Origin of the sequence: Myroides sp., from assembly GCF_032073645.1 — a bacterium.
GTDB lineage: Bacteria > Bacteroidota > Bacteroidia > Flavobacteriales > Flavobacteriaceae > Flavobacterium > Flavobacterium odoratimimum.
On sequence record NZ_DAMANB010000003.1, the window covers coordinates 195387 to 213833 of the forward strand.

The window sequence follows — 18447 nt, forward strand, 5'->3', positions numbered from 1 at the left end:
ATAGTAGTAACGTCAATAAGTTTCTCATAAAAAAAGCGGTCAATGTTATTACACAAAGACCGCTAGTATATATAGAATATATTACTTACTATTTCTGACGGAAATAAATATCGATAGGCACACCACTGAAGTTGTACATTTCTCTTAACTTATTCTCAATATATCGTTTGTAAGGGTCTTTGATATATTGTGGCAAGTTAGCAAAAAATACGAATTGAGGTGTAGCTGTAGGCAATTGCATACAGTATTTTATCTTGATATATTTTCCTTTAATTGCAGGAGGTGGCGTATTCTCTACGATAGGCAACATCGCTTCATTAAATTTAGAAGTCGAAATTCTTGCTTTTCTATTTTCATATACTTCCACAGCAGTCTCTAACGCTTTTAATAAACGCTGTTTAGTCACTGTAGAGGTAAAGATAATAGGCACATCTGTAAATGGCGCGATCTCTTGACGGATTCTATCTTCAAACTGTTTAGTAGTCATAGTATCTTTCTCTACTAAATCCCATTTGTTTACAAGGATAACAACCCCTTTTCTATTCTTCTCTGCTAACCAGAATATATTCTGATCCTGTCCTTCGAACCCGCGTGTAGCATCTACCATAAGGATACATACATCACTGTGCTCGATAGCTCTCACAGATCTCATCACTGAGTAGAACTCTAAGTCTTCTTTTACTTTTGATTTTCTACGGATACCCGCAGTATCCACTAAGTTAAAGTCAAAACCAAACTGTGTAAAACGCGTATCAATAGCATCACGTGTAGTACCAGCAATATCTGTAACGATATAACGATCTTCACCAATAAGTGCATTGATAAAACTAGATTTACCAGCATTAGGACGACCTACAACACAAAAACGTGGTAACTCTTCTTCTTCTGTCTCTCTTACTTCTTCTTCTGGCAATGCAGCTACTACAGCATCTAATAGATCTCCAGTACCACTTCCACTCATCCCTGCGATAGGGTATATCTCTCCTAAACCTAGGTTATAGAACTCGAATGTATCATCCATACGCTTCGAGCTGTCCACTTTATTTACAGCTACGAATACAGGTTTAGTCTCCTTGCGCAATAAACGAGCTACTTCAGCATCCATAGGTGTAATACCCTCTTCTACATCTACTACAAATATTACTACATCACACTCTTCAATAGCTAAAGATACTTGACGTCTAATCTCACCTTCAAAAACATCGTCAGATCCTTTTATATATCCTCCAGTGTCAATCACTGAGAACTCTCTTCCATTCCACTCTGACTTGCCGTAGTTTCTATCACGTGTCACTCCACTAACCGAATCTACGATGGCATCTCTTCTTTGAATCAATCGATTAAAAAAAGTTGACTTCCCTACGTTTGGTCTACCAACTATGGCTACTATACTACTCATAAATATTTTAAATATGTCGCAAAGTTAGTATTTCAATGCGATATTTTAATGATTATTTTATTATTCCTTATTTCTTTTGATTATATCCAAAACGACGTAGTTGATAGTCGCTCGATCTCCAATCTTTATTCACCTTTACGAATAGTTCTAAGTGAACTTTCTTCATAAAGAATTGTTCCATCTCTTCTCTAGCTGTTATCCCTACTTTCTTTAAAGCAGCACCTTTATGTCCGATGATAATCCCCTTCTGACTATCACGCTCTACCATAATAACAGCTTTGATACGAATGATATTCTCTTCTTCTTTAAACTCCTCTGTCTCTACCTCTACAGCATAAGGCACCTCCTTATCATAGTTAAGCAAAATCTTCTCACGTATAATCTCGTTCACGAAGAAACGTTCTGACTTATCTGTTAGGGCATCTTTAGGGAAATACGGTGGAGATACTGGCAATAGTTCTATGATACGATCATATACAGCCTGCGTATTAAACTTCTCTAAAGCAGATATTGGGAATATCTCAGCATTAGGAACCTTCTCACTCCATAGGGTTACTTGTTCTTCTAGTTGTTCTTGATTAGATTTGTCTATCTTATTTAGAAGCAACATTACAGGTACTTTAGAGTTGTTAATTCTAGCGAAGAACGCTTCGTCTTTTAACTCTCTCTCCCCTATCTCTACCATATAAATCAATACGTCCGCATCCTCAAAAGCAGATTTAACGAAGTCCATCATTGATTCTTGTAATTCGTATGCAGGCTTAATAATACCAGGAGTATCTGAGAAAACGATCTGATAATCATCTCCATTTACGATTCCTAATATTCTATGTCTAGTAGTCTGTGCTTTAGAAGTGATGATAGACAATCTCTCTCCTACTAAAGCATTCATTAGTGTTGATTTACCTACATTTGGATTACCAATAATGTTAACGTAACCAGCTTTATGCGTCATATTATTTAATTTTTTCGGTAGCAAAGGTAGCTTATATCAATGACATAGGAAAAATTAAATATTATTTATAACAACACTTTATATATATTTAGCTTTTGAAATATAGATAAACAATTAGCCTACCTAAGGTTATATACTTAAAAATAGAAGAGAACAAATGATAGATGAGAACAAAAAACATTGGTCTAAAGTAGAATACCTACACGAAACAGTCAAGAATCCTAATATACATATCAAGGGAACAACAAGTTATTACAGCAATGCCTGGACGGACAGCTTTGAAGATAGTGTAGTACGTTACCTATATGGTGATGAATACAGTCTACAAGCCTGGGAACCACTATGGCATATAGATCAGTTATACATAGGATCTCATGTCTGTATAGCGGCGGAAGTCGTTATCTTAATGGGAGGGAATAATACGCATCGCACAGATTGGTTTAGTCTATATCCTTATCTAGATGTGATACAAGAAGCGTATCAGGCAAAAGGAGACACTACGATAGGCGATGGCGCATGGTTAGGTATGCGATCTATGATCATGCCAGGCATCACTATAGGTGAAGGAGCTATTATCGCCTCGGGTGCTGTCGTTATAAAGGATGTCGAACCGTATACTATCGTAGCTGGTAACCCTGCAAAACCAATAAAACAGCGTTTCTCAGAAGAAATAATAAAAAAGTTATTGGATTTAAAAATTTATGATTGGCCAGAAGAAAAACTAAATCATCTCCTTAAACACCTATTTAACAATGACATTGAGGCTTTAGAATCAGCTCATTCTGAGTATACACAAGGCTTACAATCAAAATAAAAGTAAAAAAGAGCGAATTATTTTAGGGACTCATTTGTGAGTCCCAAATATTCGTTCTATATTTGCACCACAATAACGCGGGATAGAGCAGTAGGCAGCTCGTCGGGCTCATAACCCGAAGGTCACAGGTTCGAGTCCTGTTCCCGCTACTAAGTAAAAGCCATTTCTAACGAAGTGGCTTTTTTATTTGATGATACTCTGTTGGTACTTATACATATTTATGGCAACACTTAGCAATCCAAGCAAACCAATACCTAGTACAAGTAAACCAACTGCTATCTCTTCTAAAACACTAGAAACAGCAAAATAGTATCCTACTCCACCTCCAATAAAAGAAAGTACAGCCATTAGCGTTATAATATATAAGGCTATTACACCTTTCTTCTTGTCCTGCCATATACGTTTAGAGAAATTATTCTGCGTCTTGGTCGAATCCTGCAATGCCGAAAAGCTGACCCCAATTCCTATAAACATCAATGCATTATTCATACACGATAAATAAGTATCCATATTACCGAAAGCTATTCTATCATAGATCGGTTTAAAGCTATAGAATAAAGCTATTAATAGAAAAGGGTACTGTAGGTAACTAATAATTTGAAATGTTTTCTCAATATTCTTCATATAATAGGGAAGTATTAATTCATAATAAGTCTCAGAAACAGAATAAGTACTATTATTACCCTGACTAACACAGTCAAAAATACTAAAATATTCACAAAATAAATGAATCACCTCTTTTTTAATTAACACTTACACACCTATCAAACAACTTTCTTAAAAAGAATATAACCTTCTAGTAATATTACTTCTATAAAATATATTATCAATAATAATTAAGTAAAAAAGACTCCTAGCAGTGAAAAACATTTAACATTAAAGCCAATAAACACTGTTTTACTCAATTGTCTGATTTTGTCAACCCGAATATTGGTTGTACATTTGTACCACAATAGCGCGGGATAGAGCAGTAGGCAGCTCGTCGGGCTCATAACCCGAAGGTCACAGGTTCGAGTCCTGTTCCCGCTACTAAGTAAAAGCCACTTCAATCACTTGAAGTGGTTTTTTCTTGAAATAATATAACTTTATTACGCCTATTTTATAAAAAAAGGGATTACTTAATGTAATCCCTTTTTTATTATCTATTGTAATTGTTCGTGGATTTCTTCCCACTCAATCATCAAATCATCAATCTTATTCTTTTTCTTCTCATAGTCACTAAAGAAATTAGAGTCAGCCATTAGTTTTTCATAGTCCACAGCTAGACGTTCATCATCCTTAGCTACCTTTTTTTCAAGTTCAGCTATTTCATTCTCAATCTTGCTCAATCTATTTTGAAGTGTCTTTTGCTTCTTTTGTTCTTCATAAGATAAAGCAGGTGCTTTTTTCTCCTCCACCACTACTGCTTTAGCTACTGGAGCAACAGTTACTTTCTCGATTTCACGCATATTCTGTGCATTGCGCTCTTCTAAGAAGTAATTGATATCACCTAAGTATTGTTTTATCTTCTGATCCTTAAACTCATAAACCAACTGCGTTAACCCTTGTAAAAAGTCACGGTCGTGAGATACTAACAGTAAAGTTCCCTTAAAGTTCTCTAGAGCTTTCTTCAATACGTTTTTAGACTTAATATCCAAGTGGTTCGTCGGCTCATCCATCAGCAATACGTTGATAGGAAGAAGTAACATTTTACACAACGCAAGTCTGTTACGCTCTCCTCCTGACAGTACTTTCACCTTCTTCTCAACATCGTCCCCTCTAAATAAGAAAGACCCTAGCATATCACGTACTTTCACACGATTACTATCAGTAGCCGCGTCTAACATTGTGTCTAATACCGTTTTCTCACCATCTAAGTAGTCTGCCTGATTCTGAGCGAAGTATCCTAATTGAACATTGTGTCCTAGCTTAATAGTACCCTCGTATTCAAACTCCTCCATTATAGCTTTGATCAACGTAGATTTACCTTGACCATTCTGTCCTACAAAGGCTACCTTAGTACCACGTTCAATTAAAAGATCAATATCTTTAAAGATCACTTTATCACCATAACGCTTCGTTACTTTATCAATTTCCAAAACTACTTTACCTGGATCTATACTCACAGGGAAAGAGATATTCATCACCGCATTATCATCCTCATCTACTTCGATACGCTCTACTTTATCCAATTTCTTGATAAGAGATTGTGCCATAGAAGCCTTCGTCGCTTTATATCTAAACTTCTCGATAAGTTTCTCTGTCTCCTCAATCTTCTTCGCCTGATTCTTTTGAGAAGCTAACTGCATCTCACGAAGCTCTTCACGCAATACTAAATACTGTGAATAAGGCTTATTAAAGTCATATATCTTCCCTAGTGATATTTCTATCGTACGATTCGTTACGTTGTCTAAGAACATCTTATCGTGCGAAATAATCACTACTGCACCAGCATACGACTTTAAGAATTGTTCTAACCAAATGATACTCTCGATATCCAAGTGGTTCGTTGGCTCATCCAGAAGTAACAAATCGTTATCTTGTAATAACAATTTCGCTAGCTCGATACGCATACGCCATCCTCCAGAGAAAGTATCTGTCTGATTATTAAAATCCTCACGTTTAAAACCAAGTCCTAATAAGATACGTTCTGTGTTACCAACATAATTATATCCTCCGATAATCTCAAAGCGGTGCGTCAAATCACTTAACTTTTCGATTAACTCACTATAACTTTCAGACTCATAGTCTGTACGTTCATTTAATTCAATATTAACCTTTTCAAGATCTGCTTCTACCTTCTTGATTTCTACGAAAGCTTGATAAGCTTCGTCTAGTACAGTCCTACCAGGTATAAAATCAATATCCTGTCTTAAGAATCCGATACGGAGGTCTTTTTCAACAGCCATACTTCCAGTATCAGGCTCTAAATCTCCTGATAATAATTTCAACATAGTGGACTTACCAGCTCCATTCTTCCCAACTAACCCCACACGGTCACCTGCACCGATGCGGAATGTCACATTCTCAAATAAATACTCACCAGAAAAAGAAACTGATAGATTGTGTATATTTAACATACTTAGATTGTACTAAAATTTAAACTTCTTATATCTATGAATAGAGATATTCTCCTCTAGCTCCATAGCCTTTTCTATATTATTATATAATTTCTCTGCTAAGAAAGGGCCTAATAACACCCCTCTAGTTCCCAATCCATTCAACACATGGATTCTCGCAGACTCTCTACTTCTTCCTAACAATGGACGACGATCTTTTACAGTAGGACGCACACCAGCATTATGAGCTACTACTTCAAAGTCTAAGTCAACAACATCTCTCAATCCTTCTAATAACTCTCTTAACCCTTCTTCTGTAGTCGTATCTGTTTTATCTTCCCAATCATAAGTAGCACCTACTTTATATAGATCATTACCTACTGGGATTAAAAATACATTTGCCTTCAATATAATATCTATATTAAGATTTGGAATCTTCACCAAAAGCACCTCACCTTTAGTACCATCTAAAGGCAAATCTTTAAAGAATGGATTCTGTAACATCCCAAAACCTTCTGCAAAAACAATATGCTTAGCCACTATATCCTTATAGCTAACTTCATCCTCTGTATAACTTAAACAATCGTAATCAAAATCCTCTTGTCTATAACTCTTGATTTCGTTCAAATAAGCTCTATAAGCCTTAATCAAGGTTTTAGTTTCGACATAACCTGTATAATTCACTTCACCAAAACCAAAAGGAGACTTCACTCCATTAATTTCATTACGAACTAACTTAGGCGATAAATACTTTTCTAAATTAGGTTTATCAGCTGCATGGAACCAATTATTCTGCTCCTCAACAGATAACAATCTTCTGTACAAAGGCATTTCAAAGATAAACTTCTCTCCTAACTTTCTTTCTAATGCTGCATAAAAAGGCAAAGCAATATCTAATTGTTCTCCTACTTTCCACACATCCGTGAAACGCTTTAATACAACAGGGTTATACATACCACCGGCCATTAGTGAAGATGAGCGCTTCTCATTGTCTATCACCACAAAGGTCTTTCCTTCACTAGCTAGTTTTTCTGTAAAACAGATTCCTGCCAAACCCGTACCTACTACAATATAATCTACCATACTTAAAGCCATTAAAAAAGCTCTTATCTATTCTAATAGATAAGAGCTTAATAAATTAGAAACTACAAAATTAGTAATTCCACATATCATCTTCAAGGTTTCGAATCAATTCTTTAATTCTTTCTGCCTCAAATAAACGTTTTAAATCATTACTCTTGATGTAATCATCAATTTTACGATTACCGTATTGGTTATCTGCTTTATAAATAGTAGCACTGAATCTTCTCGAGTTTAACAAATGGTCAAAGTTGATAGGATTAAGTGGGTTCTTAGCATTGAATGCATAGTTTTGGAACAATGTATTACGAGCATCAGCAAAGAATATCCAGAATAACTCTACATAGTTCTCGTTAGCTGATCCTTTAGTATACAAGTCTGCTACTACTGGAGCAATACCTAATAATCTATATTTTAACTGTCCTTCATTTCTATCGAAATACCACATACCCATGATGTGATACTCTTTAACATCAGAAGGTCTTAACTCTACTTTCTGAATATATTCCTCAGGAATAGCTTCTCCAGCATTGTAATATTCGATACCAGCATCTGTAGTATCAACTCTCACGAAAGAGTCTTGAATATCTTTTAATGTACGTTGATTTTTAAAATCACTATTATCATACACTTCAGTAATCTCTCCAGATTTAATACCATCGATTAAAACTTGGAACAGAGGTTTTCTTCCTTCAGATGAATACTCATCAATAGGATATAGATACATCTCATTCGCTTTCTCAGCTAATGAAATATTCTCCCATACTTTAATACCGAATAAGATATCTTTCTCACGAACGTGTCCGTAAGGTATTGGTCCTTCTGCTTTGATTAGAATCTCCGAGATTGGCATAATACCAATATCAGCAGCAGATTTTGCATTCAATAGATTCGTCTGAGCGAATGATGCTATTGAAAACAGCGTAAACACTATATATAGTGAAAAATTCTTCAAGTTCATATTCTTCAAAATTTTCTTCTTATAAATTTAAGTGAAATTACATAATCTCAAACGTACATGGTGATGTTTTTTTCAATGCATAGTCTCCTGCACCTTCTAAACGCACTTTAATATCCGAAATTACTACCACGTCACCTAACTGAGCTCTACGAATAGCCGCTTTTGCTCTTTCATTCATTCTATTTCCAGGAACAACGATACTAGGTTGTCCAGGTATTTGCAATACAAAACTAGTAACTGTAAGATTTAAATCAAAGTCAAAGTCTTCTAATTTAGCACCGATAGTCACAATCTCTAAGTTAGACTTAGGTCCCTTAGCATTGAACTCCCCACGTACTGTTCCTCTTGGAGAAGGAATATCTTTAATACGGAAAACTTTTCTATCAGATACTTTTTGTCCATCAGGTAAAGTCCCTGTTACATTGATAACTACTTCTCTTCCTGATTGTGGTCTTAGTGTATATTTACCACCTCCTTGACTTGTAAGTCCTGGAGCAGAAGCTTGTACTTTATCATTAGCGATACCAGCAAACGAAATAGTCATAGGGTTAGAAACACCACGATATACTACGTTCATCTTATCAGCAGATATATTAGCTGAGTTCGGTTTAGGTACTACTACATAACTACCTTTAATATCAATCTCTACTGGCTGGCCATCCTCTACGAAAGTAAACTTACCTCCGATTTGGTGCTCACCTACGTTACCAACAGTAAACCCTAAGTTAACTTGTCCATCAACTAATGATTTAGATAAATCAATGTTTTGACCATTAACAACTACTTTAGTAGGAACAGTTGATTTGTCATAACGACCTAAGACAACTTTACCTTTATAAGTTTCACCAGCAAAAAGAGTAGATTTATCAGCTACTACGATTGCTTGATAGTTCTTCATAGATGCAGCTTTACTAAGTGTATTACCCATTAAGCTGTTATAAATCTCTGCCTCAACTATTTTTGCATCGTTTTGCATTGTTGATAACTTAGTCAAAGAAGCAATAGCTGGGAAACCATAGAAGTTATAATTTAAATAAGCTCTATCTTTTCCTTGGCTATCTTTAACATCGTTTAGATTAAATTTACTATTTATATCTAATACGATAGGTTGGAACTTAGCATCTTTTTCTAAGATATCAAGAAGTGCTTTTTTGTACTTATTAATACCATCGATAAAAGCCTGTCCTTCTGCTGAATAATTATCACCTGTAAACCAAGCGTCATTGATAATATCAGATTTATTCATACGCTCAGCAGGTAACTTACCATTCTCTGTACGTTCTCCTTCAAATTCGCTAGTAATTAGAGTTTTATATTTACCCACGAAGTCATAGAATTCTTGCGTAATTTTCTCTACTTCCTTTGCTTTTTTTGCAGGGTCAGCGAATTGAGCTGGGTTCTCCTCAGCCTTCTTCTCTAAAGCCCCTAGCAAACCTTCATTATTTGCTTTTGCACCTTCATTAGCTGCCTCGAACTTCTCGTTCACTACACCAAAAGCTGATAAAACCTCTGTAGATACCTGAAGTGCCATCATCGCGATAAACACCAGATACATCAGGTTAATCATCTTTTGTCTTGGGGTCAGTTTTTGTTTAGCCATTACCTTATAATATTTTAAAAATTATAAACTAATTAGCATTTCTTCCACCACCCATAGCAGAAAGCATTCCACCATAAACGTTGTTTAATGACGCTAAATTGTTTGTTAATGCTTGCATTTGCTCTTTTAACTGAGCATTGTTTTCAGCTACTGCCTTATTGATTTCAGCATTCGCTGTTGCGCTTTCTAATTGTACTTTATAAGCTTTATTTAGAGACTCTAACTGTTGAGCAGCTAATGTCATTTCTTGCGCATATTTTTGTGTTGAAGCAACAGAATTCACAGAAGGCCCCATCTCTCTAGAAGCAGCCTCGAAGTTACGAATACTATTTCCTAAGCTATTCATTAACTCTCCATCAATTTTAGCATCCTTCAACATCTGATCTAATTTTTTAGAAAGCATCCCTTCTGTATCTTGAGGCTCTACAACAGCTTGTTTAGCCACTTTTACTTCTCTAGCTTTCCCATCTTTTAATTCTGGATATACCTTTGCCCAATCTAATTCCTCATCAACTGGCTCGAATGCAGAGATTGCAAAAATAAACGCCTCTACTAATAGACCTGCAGTTAACATATTGTTACCATTAAAAGGTCCAAATTCCATGTGCGTAATTTTAAATAATGCACCGATGATTACTACTGAAGCTCCCATTCCATAACAGAAGTTCATCACTTTTTTAGATATTGCCATAGCCTTTTTCTTCTTTTATTTTTTTGTTTGATTATTAACGAGCCATTTTTGCTTGGTTAACACGTGATAAAGAACCTGACACAGATTGTACTGTTCTAAATCCAATGTAACTTCTTGCTGAATCTGCGTACTCAGAATCACGAGTAGCAACTTGTAAGAAATATGCTGGGTCTCTCCAAGAACCACCTCTTACTACTTTTAGTGGGCTTTCGCTAGGTCTATTTCTAGGCTTTAAAGCTGACATGTGATCGTAACTAGAAGCATCATAAGTAGAGCTAGTCCACTCTGCTACGTTACCTGCCATATTGTATAAGTTATATCCATTAGGAGGGTAAGAACGAACATTAGCTGTATAAAGAGCTCCATCTGCTGCATAATCAAAACGAGTTGGTTTAAAGTTTGCCATAAAGCATCCTTTCTCATCCGTTGCATAAGGTCCACCCCAAGGATACATAGCTCCTTCTAGACCACCTCTAGCAGCGTACTCCCACTCACTTTCCATTGGCAAACGGAATTCATTGATCTCAAGAGTCATCTTATTATCTTTCAGATAAATGTTTTTATACATTGATCTCCATGCAGCGAATGCTTTAGCTTGGTGCCAGTTTACCCCTACTACAGGATAATCACCAAAAGCTTCGTGCCAGAAGTAATCATTGTGCATTGGTTCGTTATAAGAATATTGGAATTCTTTAATCCAACGTGTTGTATCAGGATAGATTAATAGCGTCTCCGTTTTTAAGTGTCTATTTCTCTTCCCTCTATTTTCTGTTGATCTATCTCTAGTAGCTGCATCTACATCTACATAAGAATATTTAAACTTCAACTTAGAGTTATCGAAAGTAGTCATACCATTATACGTCTCACTAGCTGGGATATATAATGAATCCATTACTTCCACATAGTTAGCGTCTGGATACTTTCTAGTATCTTTCACTAAAGGAACTTTTTTATTTAAACGACGTCCAGAGTAGATATCATCACTCACCTGAAGGCTGTAATAGTTCTCATACATATATCGTTGGTATGGAGTCATTCTTTCTAAATCCTCTTCAGCATCTACGAATGCATACGCACCGATACCACCTGATTCTTTAGCCACACCCATTTCATCAGCTGCAATAGCTAATTTAGTTCGAACAACCGAATCCTTTACCCATTCTACGAATTTGCGGTATTGGTTATTCGAAATTTCAGTTTCATCCATATAAAATGAACCGATAGTAACTGTTTTTGTTGGCGCATCTTGGGCTCCTAAGAAATCCTCATTGGCTTGACCCATGGTAAAAGTACCTCCTGGAATAAGTGACATCCCTTGTGGTTTCTCACTGCTCCATCTTTTTCCAGCCTCACCATGCATCAATTCACCTCGATCTCCAGTTCCACAACTGGTCATCAAAGCTAAAACTGCTCCTAACGTAATGATCTTCTTCATATAATTTTAGGTTTTTATGTACTACTATAAAATACTTACAAGTAATTTTTTTTCTTTTTATTTCACAAAACAAAGCTAAAAATTAATTTAACTTAATTATTTATTTTTGTTAAATTAATTTTTATACTACACTTTTTTTTATTGTTCGCCACCATCTTTCAGGTATAACTTGGCTTATAGCCAGCTCATAATCCTCATAACTACAAGGCAACAACACTTTTCTTTCGGCATCCATCGTTTCTATAGAAGCCTCTATCCACCAGCGTTCGGAGATATCACTCTTATAGAATATCAAGTCGTCATATCCCTCTATCGGCACGATATACTTCATATAACTAGCCTTACTGACAAAAGGGTATTCATTCGATCTATAATTAACACCTTCCACAAAATACCAAAGGATTTGTGCTATTAATAACGTTTCATTTTTATTATTATTATAATTAAATATTCCAAAAGATGAAACTCTATCACTTAACCCACTGTATCTAGCTAAGGCACATATCTCTCTTCCATCAAATCCATTCGGATTAAAGAACTCAAAATTACCAGAATCTGCAGACTTAACAGAAGTCATATCGATACTTACGATATCAGCATCTCTAAGTACTGGCTCAGCTAATTTTATATTACCAGATATTTCTCCTACTCTATACGCCTCAAAATATAAACTAGCGATTAAGTCTATTTCTTCTTGTGCATTGAAGTAAGTCTGATACCCGATATTAGAAAAATTAAACAGATTCGTAGGCTCTTCTAGTATAATACGCGTCAGATAACTATTTGCCACATCACCTTCTGTCTTAGAAAGGTCTAACTTAGCATCTATAGACACTAGATTCACAGACTGCTCTAGCGCATCATATGCTCTATACATCGCATAAGTCATATCCTGAGATCCTCCTACGAACACAGGGATTACCCCTTGTCTCACTAGATCAGCTACTAGAGTCTTTACTAAATAGTATGTATCCTCTAATCTCTCACCCGCTACTACATCTCCTAAGTCTATAATATTCACACCCCAGTTACCAGGATATAACGAATACCAAGCCTTTCTTATTTTAGTGATATCTACTATACTCACTCCTTCACCATTACCTCGATTATCGCTAATACCTATAATAGCAATATTATATCGACCTTCATTCTCAAAAGAACCACCAGAGAAGAACGTTACTTTCTTCCCTATACACTGACTCTGTAAACCATCTATATAAGTGATTAATTCGTTATTTATCGGTCTTAGCAGTTCGTAGATCATTCTTTCTTATTTTTTAGTCGTCTTCTTAGTTGCTGTTTTCTTAGCAGTAGTAGTTGCTTTTTTAGCTGTCGTTTTCTTAGCAGCTGTCTTTTTAGCAGGCGCTTTTGCTTCGATCATTGCCTTTACCTCATCTAGAGATAACGCTGCAGCATCCACATCCTTACCTAGCTCTATCTTCGTTTTTCCTTTTAAGATTACAGAACGACCCCATCTTGCTTTCTCTACTCGGATACCTTCTTCTGCCCAATCGTGAATTACCTTATCCTTCTCTTTCTGAATCTTATCTTCGATTAGCTCGTTGATATCCGCTTGAGATAGATTGTCGAAGTTATACTTCTTATTCACGTTGATAAAAATACCATTCCACTTTAAGTATGGTCCGAAGCGTCCCACACCTTTCTGCACAGGCAGCCCTTGGTATGTAGCGATAGGAGCATCTGCTTGCTCTTTCTCTTTGATTAATTCTAATGCTCTATCTAGCGTCACATCAGCAGGTTCTTCTCCTTTAGGCAGAGAGATAAATGACTTACCTACTCTCACATAAGGACCAAATCTACCATTGTTTACCTCTACTTCTTCTCCTTTATATTCTCCTAATACCTTTGGCAATAGGAATAATGCTAGTGCTTCTTCTAATGTAATCGTACCGATATTCTGCTCAGCAGTAAGGCTAGCATATTGCTTCTCTTCATCCTCAGGATTACCGATCTGCGCCACAGGACCAAACTTAGCTAAACGCACTAATACTGTACGTCCACTCTTAGGGTCGATACCTAATATACGCTCTCCAGACTCGCGCTCTGCGTTCTCTTCTACATCTTTCACTGTTGGGTGGAAGTGATCGTAGAACTCTCTCATCATCTTAGCCCAATCCTCATTACCAGCCGCGATCTCATCGAAGTCCTCTTCTACCTTAGCAGTGAAGTTATAATCTAAGATCGTCTTAAAGTTCTTCACTAAGAAGTCATTCACGATCATACCGATATCTGTAGGTACTAACTTCCCTTTATCAGATCCCGTTTTCTCTGTCAGCACCTTCTCTTTCACCTCAGCACCTCTAAGCATCATCATCTTATAGTTGCGCTCTTTACCTTCAGTCTCTCCTTTTTCGACATACGTTCTAGCGATAATAGTAGAAATAGTAGGTGCATAAGTAGACGGACGACCGATACCTAGCTCCTCTAACTTCTTCACTAATGACGCTTCTGTATATCTAGCAGCAGGCTTAGTAAAACGTTGAGTAGCTACTAACGCATTTTGTTCTAATCCTTCTCCAATTCTCAATGCTGGTAAGATTCCTTCTACTTCTTCATCCTCATCATCATGCCCTTCTAAGTACACTTTTAAGAATCCTTCAAAAAGCAATACCTCACCCGTAGCCACAAATAACTCTTTAAACTTATTTGCTTCTATACGCACATTCGTTCTCTCTAACTGAGCATCACTCATCTGAGATGCCAAAGTACGCTTCCAAATCAGATCATATAGACGAGCCTGATCTCTATCTACAGGAGCACTGTGCAGAGCCATATTCGTCGGACGGATAGCCTCGTGCGCCTCTTGAGCTCCTTTGCTCTTAGTCGTATAAGTACGTGGTTTAGAATATTCTGCTCCGTAAGACTTCGTGATTTCAGCTGCTGCTGCACTCATTGCCTCTTTAGATAAGTTCACACTATCCGTTCTCATATACGTGATCAGTCCGCTCTCGTATAAACGCTGCGCTAACATCATCGTCTGACCTACTGAGTAGTGAAGCTTTCTAGCCGCTTCCTGTTGTAGTGTAGAAGTGGTAAATGGAGCTGCAGGTGATTTCTTAGCAGGTTTAGTCTCTAAATCTGCTACTCTGTACGCTGCTCCAATATTAACTGCTAAAAAGTCTCTTGCTTCTTTCTCAGTCGCAAAGTTCTTAGGCAGTTTAGCTTTTAATGTTTTTCCTTCAGCAGTCTTAAACTCTGCTGATATATGGTAAGATGACTCTACCTTAAAGTCATTAATCTCTCTTTCTCTCTCTACGATAAGACGTACAGCCACAGACTGTACACGTCCAGCAGATAATCCTCCTTTTACCTTTTTCCACAGTACAGGAGACAGTTCATACCCCACTAATCTATCTAGTACACGACGAGCCTGTTGTGCATTCACTAGATTATAGTCTATCTGACGTGGGTTATCTATCGCTTTTAAAATAGCATTTTTTGTAATCTCGTGGAATACAATACGCTTTGTGTTATTACTCTTTAAATTTAGTTCTTCCGCTAAGTGCCATGCAATAGCCTCTCCCTCGCGGTCCTCATCGGATGCTAACCAAACCATTTCAGCTTTCTTCGCAAGATCCTTTAACTTCTTAACTACCGCCTTCTTATCACTCGATACCTCATATTTAGGCTTAAAGTTATTCTCTACATCTACTCCTATTTCTTTAGAAGGCAGATCCGCTATATGTCCATAGCTAGACTCTACCTGATAATCCTGTCCTAAAAATTTTTCAATGGTTTTTGCCTTTGCAGGTGACTCAACAATCACTAAATTCTTTGCCATACTTCATTATTTTGTGAAGCAAAAATATATGATTTTTTTGAATATATCCGTGCCACTACTTATTAATGCTTCTTTTAACTAATATGCCAGCATATAAAAATTGTAATAATTACCTAGTTATTCGTAAAATAAACCAACATTCTAGTAATAAACCGATATATTGATTTTTTTTACAAACAAAATCAAGAAATTACACAATTTAATAACAATTCTCTAAATTTTTTAATTTTTACCTCTCTCAATGCTTTTATACCCCTTTTATTTCGCACAATGCTTAAAGTTTTCTAAACCTTTAGAAGTAAAAAAGTCAATAGTGAATCTACTGTTTAACAACTAAACAAATTGCATTTTTTTAAAATCACTTTTTATTTATAACCTGAGTTCTATTAATCAATTGTTTTAAATAATTACTTAATAAGCAAAAACAGTATTAGTTTAAACATTATAAATACAACGACTTAGTGTTTTTTAAAGGCGTGTACGTAAAAAACTATTTTTAGCTCATCAGCATATACTAGTTAACTAAAGATATTTTCGTTCTGATCTACTAGGGGATTGCTTGAGGGTTTCTTGCACCTTTCTTCGACAAAGATGCCTTCTGGGCAAGGAAAGCCCTAGAAAACTCCTAGGAATCCCCTAAGAAGTGCAAGCGAAGTACACATATTTATATCATTTAAAAACAACATTATTCTAGAATCGTGCATAAAATCTTTTTAATTGAACTGAGGTTTATATGTTTTGTTTAATATTTATAGTTTTATATATATGCCCCACTATTCATCGTATCATTATTAGAAATTTCCTTGTATTCCATTTTATTTTGGTAGTAGATGGTTCGGGTAGAGATAGGGTACGCTTTTAGAAAACACCTCTCATCCCAAGTAAGCACTGACTATCTCCGAACAACTTCCGAACGAAAATAAACCAAAACAACACTAAATACTGAATATCAATAAAATAAAACCAAAACAAAAGTGCATACGAGGTCAAAAAGGGATTATAGAGCCATAAACGCCAAATCAGTTCATTAGTATCCATTCTGTAATAATCAACTCAACAACTTAGAATTACAACTCAAAGATTATGAGCAAAAAAGGTATTCTATAGCGTTAAATAAAATGGGGTACAAAAAAACCTTAAAACTAACACTGTCATCTTGTCAGTTAGACAAAAAAAAGTATCTTTGTCCCTTAAAGTAAAACATCCTTAAAGTATCTTATGGAAAAGGTAATTGACGAAAATAAACAAGGTACAAGCTTACATTTAGAACAAAAACAAGACAACAACAAGAAGCTATTTATCGAAAGCTACGGTTGTCAAATGAATTTCTCTGACAGTGAGATTGTAGCATCTATCCTATCTAACGAAGGGTATAATACAACAGACAACTTAGAAGAAGCGGACTTAGTGTTAGTAAACACTTGTTCGATCAGAGATAAAGCAGAACAAACTGTTCGAAAACGTTTAGACCAATACAACCAAGTAAAAAGAAAGAACCCTGGTATGAAAGTAGGTGTTCTAGGATGTATGGCTGAGCGTCTTAAAGCAAAGTTCTTAGAAGAAGAAAAAATCGTGGACATGGTAGTAGGTCCTGATGCTTATAAAGATCTTCCTAACTTACTTAAAGACGTAGAAGAAGGTAGAGATGCGATCAACGTGATCTTATCTAAAGATGAGACTTATGGTGATATCTCTCCAGTGCGTCTACAGAGTAATGGGGTGACAGCATTCGTATCTATCACTAGAGGATGTGATAATATGTGTACATTCTGTGTGGTACCATTCACTAGAGGTCGTGAGCGTAGCCGTGACCCACAGAGTATTATAGAAGAAATCACAGACTTACAAGAGAGAGGTTTTAAAGAAATCACGTTACTAGGTCAGAACGTAGATAGCTACCTATGGTATGGTGGAGGTCTTAAAAAAGACTTCGATAAAGCTAGCGATATGCAGAAAGCGACAGCTGTAGATTTCGCTCAGTTATTAGATCAGTGTGCTACTACATTCCCTAAGATGCGTTTCCGTTTCTCTACTTCTAACCCTCAAGATATGCATATCGAGGTGATAGAGTCTATCGCTAGACATGAGAACATCTGTAAGTATATCCACTTACCAGTACAGTCTGGAAGTACACGTATCTTACAGGAGATGAACCGTCAGCATACTAGAGAAGAATACATCGAACTAGTAGATAAGATCTATGCATTGATACCAGATATCTCGTTATCACAAGATATGATCACTGGATTCCCTACAGAGACTGAAGAGGATCACCAAGATACATTATCACTAATGGAGCACGTGAGATATGACTTCGGGTTTATGTTCGCCTACTCTGAGAGACCAGGTACATTAGCTGCTCGTAAGTTAGAGGATGATGTGCCAGAAGAGGTTAAAAAACGTCGTCTTACAGAGATCATCGCTGTACAAAACAAAATCAGCCTTGAGCGTACAAAACGCTTCGTGGGTCAAACGGTAGAAGTACTTATCGAGAAAACATCTAAGCGTAATGAAGACGAATGGTCTGGGCGTAACTCTCAGAACACTACAGTAGTATTCCCTAAGGAGCACTATAACGTAGGAGACTTCGTGATGGTAGAGATCGCTGACTGTACTTCTGCTACATTAATCGGTAAAGCGGTAGGATACTCTCCTATGCAAGGATAGTAAAT

At 36.4% G+C, this 18447-nt stretch carries 13 protein-coding genes and 2 tRNA genes; 4 read left to right on the plus strand and 11 right to left on the minus strand.

The genetic code is table 11. The features are described 5' to 3' along the window. Window positions 1-88: 88 nt before the first annotated feature. Together der and era are read right to left on the minus strand one after the other, a co-directional pair. The gene (gene der, locus RT228_RS03865; RefSeq protein WP_006259643.1) at window positions 89-1399 is read right to left on the minus strand and encodes a ribosome biogenesis GTPase Der; all 1311 of its coding nucleotides are present in this window, start codon (window positions 1397-1399) and stop codon (window positions 89-91) included. A 67-nt stretch (window positions 1400-1466) separates the two neighbouring features. Then, window positions 1467-2354: a GTPase Era gene (gene era, locus RT228_RS03870; RefSeq protein ID WP_006259644.1), complete on the minus strand. Its 888-nt coding sequence runs from the start codon at window positions 2352-2354 to the stop codon at window positions 1467-1469. A gap of 157 nt (window positions 2355-2511) precedes the next feature. On the opposite strand from era, the gene RT228_RS03875 reads away from it, so the two are divergent. Both RT228_RS03875 and RT228_RS03880 read left to right on the plus strand, forming a co-directional pair. Then, window positions 2512-3168 (plus strand): CatB-related O-acetyltransferase, encoded by a 657-nt coding sequence (locus RT228_RS03875; RefSeq protein ID WP_006259645.1) that lies wholly within the window; start codon window positions 2512-2514, stop codon window positions 3166-3168. Window positions 3169-3244: 76 nt separating this feature from the next. Beyond that, a tRNA-Met gene (locus RT228_RS03880) sits at window positions 3245-3317 on the plus strand. 34 nt (window positions 3318-3351) lie between these two features. Here the strand turns inward: RT228_RS03880 and RT228_RS03885 are convergent. After that, complete coding sequence (locus tag RT228_RS03885) at window positions 3352-3792, minus strand: hypothetical protein (RefSeq protein ID WP_006264647.1); 441 nt, start codon at window positions 3790-3792, stop codon at window positions 3352-3354. A gap of 332 nt (window positions 3793-4124) precedes the next feature. Between RT228_RS03885 and RT228_RS03890 the strand changes: the two genes are divergently transcribed. Next, window positions 4125-4197: transfer RNA gene (locus tag RT228_RS03890), tRNA-Met, on the plus strand. A 113-nt stretch (window positions 4198-4310) separates the two neighbouring features. Here the strand turns inward: RT228_RS03890 and RT228_RS03895 are convergent. The 8 genes from RT228_RS03895 to topA all read right to left on the minus strand — a co-directional run bounded on the left by RT228_RS03895 (window position 4311) and on the right by topA (window position 15775). Then, window positions 4311-6227 carry an ABC-F family ATP-binding cassette domain-containing protein gene (locus RT228_RS03895; protein WP_006264646.1) on the minus strand — a complete coding sequence of 639 codons (1917 nt, stop codon included), beginning with the start codon at window positions 6225-6227 and terminating at the stop codon, window positions 4311-4313. 12 nt (window positions 6228-6239) lie between these two features. Next, window positions 6240-7301 (minus strand): NAD(P)/FAD-dependent oxidoreductase, encoded by a 1062-nt coding sequence (locus tag RT228_RS03900; protein WP_006259647.1) that lies wholly within the window; start codon window positions 7299-7301, stop codon window positions 6240-6242. Window positions 7302-7359: 58 nt separating this feature from the next. Beyond that, a complete protein-coding gene (gene gldN, locus RT228_RS03905; RefSeq protein WP_006259648.1) occupies window positions 7360-8247 on the minus strand; it encodes a gliding motility protein GldN in 888 nt (295 codons plus the stop codon). 37 nt (window positions 8248-8284) lie between these two features. Next, on the minus strand, window positions 8285-9847 hold the full coding sequence (gene gldM, locus RT228_RS03910) for a gliding motility protein GldM (RefSeq protein WP_006259649.1): 1563 nt from the start codon (window positions 9845-9847) through the stop codon (window positions 8285-8287). 28 nt (window positions 9848-9875) lie between these two features. Beyond that, on the minus strand, window positions 9876-10538 hold the full coding sequence (gene gldL, locus RT228_RS03915; RefSeq protein WP_006259650.1) for a gliding motility protein GldL: 663 nt from the start codon (window positions 10536-10538) through the stop codon (window positions 9876-9878). Window positions 10539-10572: 34 nt separating this feature from the next. Continuing rightward, window positions 10573-11973 (minus strand): gliding motility lipoprotein GldK, encoded by a 1401-nt coding sequence (gene gldK, locus RT228_RS03920; RefSeq protein WP_006259651.1) that lies wholly within the window; start codon window positions 11971-11973, stop codon window positions 10573-10575. Window positions 11974-12094: 121 nt separating this feature from the next. Further along, the gene (locus RT228_RS03925; RefSeq protein WP_006259652.1) at window positions 12095-13237 is read right to left on the minus strand and encodes a formimidoylglutamase; all 1143 of its coding nucleotides are present in this window, start codon (window positions 13235-13237) and stop codon (window positions 12095-12097) included. A 6-nt stretch (window positions 13238-13243) separates the two neighbouring features. Continuing rightward, window positions 13244-15775 carry a type I DNA topoisomerase gene (topA, locus tag RT228_RS03930; protein WP_006259653.1) on the minus strand — a complete coding sequence of 844 codons (2532 nt, stop codon included), beginning with the start codon at window positions 15773-15775 and terminating at the stop codon, window positions 13244-13246. A 1218-nt stretch (window positions 15776-16993) separates the two neighbouring features. Here topA and miaB point away from each other — a divergent pair. Further along, window positions 16994-18442 (plus strand): tRNA (N6-isopentenyl adenosine(37)-C2)-methylthiotransferase MiaB, encoded by a 1449-nt coding sequence (gene miaB / locus RT228_RS03935; RefSeq protein WP_006259654.1) that lies wholly within the window; start codon window positions 16994-16996, stop codon window positions 18440-18442. Window positions 18443-18447 lie beyond the last annotated feature (5 nt).

Coding starts and splice junctions, on each gene's coding strand:
- der (WP_006259643.1), bottom strand. CDS start 1,399: ATGAGTAGTATAGTAGCCATAGTTGGTAGACCAAACGTAGGGAAGTCA.
- era (WP_006259644.1), bottom strand. CDS start 2,354: ATGACGCATAAAGCTGGTTACGTTAACATTATTGGTAATCCAAATGTA.
- RT228_RS03875 (WP_006259645.1), top strand. CDS start 2,512: ATGATAGATGAGAACAAAAAACATTGGTCTAAAGTAGAATACCTACAC.
- RT228_RS03885 (WP_006264647.1), bottom strand. CDS start 3,792: ATGAAGAATATTGAGAAAACATTTCAAATTATTAGTTACCTACAGTAC.
- RT228_RS03895 (WP_006264646.1), bottom strand. CDS start 6,227: ATGTTAAATATACACAATCTATCAGTTTCTTTTTCTGGTGAGTATTTA.
- RT228_RS03900 (WP_006259647.1), bottom strand. CDS start 7,301: ATGGCTTTAAGTATGGTAGATTATATTGTAGTAGGTACGGGTTTGGCA.
- gldN (WP_006259648.1), bottom strand. CDS start 8,247: ATGAACTTGAAGAATTTTTCACTATATATAGTGTTTACGCTGTTTTCA.
- gldM (WP_006259649.1), bottom strand. CDS start 9,847: ATGGCTAAACAAAAACTGACCCCAAGACAAAAGATGATTAACCTGATG.
- gldL (WP_006259650.1), bottom strand. CDS start 10,538: ATGGCAATATCTAAAAAAGTGATGAACTTCTGTTATGGAATGGGAGCT.
- gldK (WP_006259651.1), bottom strand. CDS start 11,973: ATGAAGAAGATCATTACGTTAGGAGCAGTTTTAGCTTTGATGACCAGT.
- RT228_RS03925 (WP_006259652.1), bottom strand. CDS start 13,237: ATGATCTACGAACTGCTAAGACCGATAAATAACGAATTAATCACTTAT.
- topA (WP_006259653.1), bottom strand. CDS start 15,775: ATGGCAAAGAATTTAGTGATTGTTGAGTCACCTGCAAAGGCAAAAACC.
- miaB (WP_006259654.1), top strand. CDS start 16,994: ATGGAAAAGGTAATTGACGAAAATAAACAAGGTACAAGCTTACATTTA.